At 46.0% G+C, this 3,124-nt stretch carries 3 protein-coding genes; all 3 read left to right on the top strand.

Features of this window, described 5'->3' with window-relative positions:
* Positions 1 to 702 (top strand): sulfotransferase (locus J5I83_RS08165; protein ID WP_304054819.1); only part of this gene is annotated, 702 nt, incomplete at its 5' end.
* The gene (locus J5I83_RS08160) at positions 699 to 1,733 is read left to right on the top strand and encodes a family 20 glycosylhydrolase (protein ID WP_304054816.1); all 1,035 of its coding nucleotides are present in this window, start codon (positions 699 to 701) and stop codon (positions 1,731 to 1,733) included. The genes J5I83_RS08165 and J5I83_RS08160, both read left to right, overlap by 4 nt.
* 362 nt (positions 1,734 to 2,095) lie before the next feature.
* The coding region (locus tag J5I83_RS08155; protein ID WP_304054813.1) for a DUF1972 domain-containing protein at positions 2,096 to 3,124 on the top strand (1,029 nt) is incomplete at its 3' end.

Here is a 3,124-nt window from a genome sequence, read left to right as displayed (position 1 = left end):
GAAGATCTGGTTGGAAGCTATAGTAGATGCAACGCCCGCTATAGGCTACACGCTGCTGATGCCCCCCCTGCTGTCATCCAGTCCGCGCAACGAATTTTTGGCGCATATCTGGCGGTGACGTTTTCCCAGTGCATGGTGAATAAATATCCGGAGTTAATTTTTCGCATCCCTTTCGTTAAAGCAATATTCCCGGATGCGAAATTTCTTTTTCTCAGCCGTAATGGCTGGGATACCTGTCATTCAATTGAGAATTGGTCTACTCAGCTGGGCCAGCAGATTGGAAATGAAACTCATGATTGGTGGGGAGTAAATCGCCGAAAATGGCATTTGCTTCTGGATCAAATTATCCCAAGCTACGCTGACCTGGCGCCCTTTGTTCAGGAAATGCGTCGCTGGACCAGCCAATCTGACATGGCGGCAGTGGAATGGATCGTCACCATGCGCGAAGGCTTGATACTGTTAGATCAATATCCGGCAGAAGTCATGCGGGTTTGTTATGAAGCGCTCTGCTCAGAGCCTCGCCAAATGATGCAAGCAATCACTAAATTCATGGAAATACCGGAGGATGACCTGCAATTCTTACAGTATGCGGAATCAACTTTACAACCAGTCGCAGCGAAGAAACCTTTTAAAATACATCCGTGTATCGAGAAACCCTTCCACCAAGTCATGCATCAGTTAGGCTATGAGAGAACATCATGATACAACGTGCGCTCATTACAATATTATTATCCCTCATCATATTAAGTACGCATGCTGTTCATGCGGCACAGGGAAAGACACTAAACAGCGCAAATAATGGGCCACTACGAGTGGCCCATTTTGTCTTGCGCAACGTTTCGCTGGAAAGTGCACGCACAATGGTTGATCTGGCACAGAATGCAGGATTCAATGCCATTCAGGTTGTCCTGACGGATGGCGTTAGCTTTAAACACGCTCCCTGGAAACCGCTAAAGAATGCCTGGACAAAAGCCGAATTTATTTCATGGATGAAATATGCGCGTTCACGTGGGTTAGAGGTGATTCCGGAGATAAAACTGCTGACCCATCAGGAAAAATTTTTTCAGGAGCAGTATCCTGAGTTGATGTTCAATAAATCCACTTATGATCCCCGTAAGGAAAAAACGTTTAAGGTGGTATTTACTTTTCTGGATGAGATCATTGAGGCCATTCAACCAAAGGCTATTCATATTGGTCACGATGAGGTGGCTGGGAATAAGCCCTATTCAGCAAAGAAATGGTTAAACCCCGGTGAAAAAATGCTGCCGGCAGATTTATTCCTGCAAAACGTAACACGCCTTCATGCTTATCTGAAGCAGAAAGGAGTAGATACCTGGATGTGGGGTGATATGCTGCTGAGCCCGCATGAATTTCCAGGGATGCAATCGATATATTTACATGGAGCTTCACCCGGCTATGGTAAAGCGTTGCGTAATCAGATACCGAAGGATATTGTGATTTGTGATTGGCATTACACTGGCAATCAGACAGATTTTACTTCGCTCAGCACACTGCAGCGTGAAGGATTTAGAGTGATAGGCGCCACCTGGAAAAATCAGAAAACGATCCGTAATTTCAGTCGTTATGCGAAAGCTCACAATGCTTACGGGATGATGGCAACCACCTGGTTCCATGTGCAGCGTAATGAAACCGATCTGGTCAACTGGATTATCCGGACCTCGGGGTTATTGTTCCGGAATCCGGACGCTGCCATATCAATGCAGCCTAACTAATAGATCGTTCTGGGAAAACCATATCGCTCGCAGTGAGTCTGTCAACTGCTTGATTGAATGAATATCGGTCTTCGACAGGCTCAGGTCGAATAGTGTGCTGTTTTACTGGAACAGTCTGCCAGAAACTGTGGTTGCCACAGGATGTGCCGAGGCATCAGGCGCATCAATTCCTTTTCCCTCAGGGATAAGGCTGGATAAGGGATTACAAAACAGAATTTTGAAATGTGATAAGGAAAGTTTAATGGGTACAAGATTATTTTGATGTGATTCTTTTCCCAGATTATTTATCAAAAGAATCATACATTAAGCGATGGCGCTATTGTGCGGCGTTTTGTTAAATGTAATGGACAAAGGAGAGTTTAATGCGCCTCGCAATATTAGGCACTCGTGGCATCCCGGCTTGTTATGGTGGTTTCGAAACATTTGCTGAAGAAATAGCCGTTCGATTGCAGGAAAAGGGTATCGAAGTGACTGTTTACTGCGAGAAAGGCAACAATCCTATACCCACTGATACGGATAAAGGAATTCGTTTGATCTATATCACCTCTCCCAGACTTGGGCCATTTAGCACAATTTTTTTTGATTTATTCTGTTTATTGACAGTGCGCAACCGGCATGACGTCATTTACATGCTTGGGTATGGCACGAGCCTGTTCTGTTTTATCCCACGATTGTGGGGTAAACGTGTCTGGATTAACATGGATGGAATCGAATGGACACGCACCAAATGGTCACTGCCTGCCCGGCTCTGGCTGCGCCTCATGGAACGGATTGCGATGTGGACGCCAAATCGGATTATTGCTGACGCTGCTGCAATTAAAGTTCACTTGCAGCGGCGTTATAAACATTTGCCACCAACCTCAGTGATACCATATGGCGCACCTCTTGTTTCTTATGCTGACAGCAGGTTACTGACAGAGTGGCATTTAGTCCCGAATGGTTATTATCTGGTGGTATGCCGTCTTGAGCCCGAGAATCATGTGCTCGAGATTATGAAAGGCTATGCAGCCTCGGATAACGCGCTCCCCCTTATTGTCCTTGGCAATCACATGACCGGCACTGCTTATGTACAACAATTGTTCTCAGTGACTGATTCGCGCATTCGTTTAATTGGCGCTGTCTATGAGCCAACAAAGTTGCAAGCCTTACGCTTCCATGCGCGCGCCTATTTTCATGGCCATTCGGTAGGCGGCACTAACCCATCCCTGCTTGAGGCGTTGGGATGTGGTAATGCAGTGATTGCGCATGACAATGTTTTTAATCGTGAAGTAGCCGGAAAAGCAGCGCTGTATTTTACTTCATCTGCTGATATTCCTGACCTGCTCAAACAACTTGAATCAGATGAGACAAGGCGTACTGCGATGCGGATAGCCGCCAGAGAAATTATCGCC

It is taken from the genome of Nitrosomonas communis, assembly GCF_024102715.1.
GTDB lineage: Bacteria > Pseudomonadota > Gammaproteobacteria > Burkholderiales > Nitrosomonadaceae > Nitrosomonas > Nitrosomonas communis_B.
This window is presented reverse-complemented; position numbering and strand designations above follow the sequence as displayed.

Coding starts and splice junctions, on each gene's coding strand:
- J5I83_RS08160 (WP_304054816.1), top strand. CDS start 699: ATGATACAACGTGCGCTCATTACAATATTATTATCCCTCATCATATTA.